This window comes from Streptomyces pimonensis, assembly GCF_041380215.1.
Taxonomy (GTDB): domain Bacteria; phylum Actinomycetota; class Actinomycetes; order Streptomycetales; family Streptomycetaceae; genus Streptomyces; species Streptomyces pimonensis.
The window spans coordinates 1-1329 of sequence record NZ_JAHWZY010000120.1 but is presented as its reverse complement, the minus strand read 5'-3'; the positions used below and the strand labels follow the sequence as shown (position 1 = coordinate 1329).

Genomic DNA, 1329 nt, shown 5'->3' with positions numbered 1-1329 from the left:
CACTACGACCACGAGGGCACCGACGTCTACACCGCCCAGGTGGAGCTCGACCTGGAGGGGCGACTCGAGGAGGCGGCTCTGCGCGAGGCGTGGACGGCACTGCTGCGCCGGCACGCCAACCTGCGGGCCGCGTTCGTACCCGACACCGCCGACGTCCCCGTCCAGGTGATCGTCCGAGACCCGGAGCTTCCCTGGCGCACCGTCGACCTGCGAGCCCTGCCCGAGACGGACGCCGAGGCGGAAGCCGGCCGGACCGCCGCCGAGGAGCGTGCGAAGCGTCTCGACCCGGCACGGGCACCGCTCATGCGCCTCACCCTCCTTCACCTGAGCGACACCCGCCACCGTCTCGTCCTGACGAACCATCACATCCTGTTCGACGGCTGGTCGGTCCCCGTCCTGGCCAAGGAGCTCTTCACCCTGTACGCCGGGGGCGCCGGCGCGGAACTGCCGCCGCCGACCCCGTACGGCGACTACCTCGCCTGGCTCGCCGCACAGGACGGGCAGGCGGCCGAGCGGGCCTGGGCGGACGCGCTCGACGGGGTGGAGGAGCCGACCCTGCTGGTCCCGGACGCCACCGCCGGGGCGCCGGGCGTCCCCGCCAGGATCGGCGCGGAACTTCCCGCGCCGGCCGTGACGGCGCTGCGCCGACTGGCGCGGGACCGGGGGCTGACGGTCAACACCCTGGTGCAGGGTGCCTGGGCGCTGCTGCTGTCCCGGCTGACCGGCCGCGACGACGTGGTCTTCGGCACGACGGTCTCCGGCCGGCCGGCGGAGATACCCGGCATCGAGTCCATGGCGGGCCTGTTCATCAACACCCTCCCGGTCCGGGTCGTCCTCGATCCGGCCGAGCGGCTGGCCGGCCTCCTGCTGCGTGTCCAGACCGCCCAGTCGAAGCTGCTGGCCCACCAGCACGTCGGGCTGAGCCGGATCAACAGGCTGTCCGGTCTGCCGCAGCTCTTCGACACCCTCGTCGTCTTCGAGAACTACCCGGTCGCCGAAGGGTCCCTCCCCTCCTCGGGTCTCGTCGTCAGCGGTTCGAAGGTGCACGACGCTACCCACTACCCGGTGACCCTCGCCGCCGGACTCCGCGACGACGAACTGTGGCTGCGGCTCCACTACATGCCGCACCTCCTCACCGAGGAGGCCGCGCGCACGCTCGCGGGCCGGTTCGTCGCGCTGCTGCGGACGCTCGCCGAGGACCCCGCCCGCCCGTCCGGTACGGTCGAGGTCCTCACCGCCGAGGAGCGGCGCCGCATCCTCGTCGACTGGAACGACGTCGACGCGGACTCGGTGAGGCCGGCGACGAGTGTCGTCGAGGCGTTCGCGGCA

General features: G+C 73.1%; 1 protein-coding gene. It reads left to right on the top strand.

The window, feature by feature from the left end; genetic code table 11:
* On the top strand, window positions 1-1329 hold a 1329-nt coding region (locus KYY02_RS33610), incomplete at both ends, for a condensation domain-containing protein (RefSeq protein ID WP_371244864.1).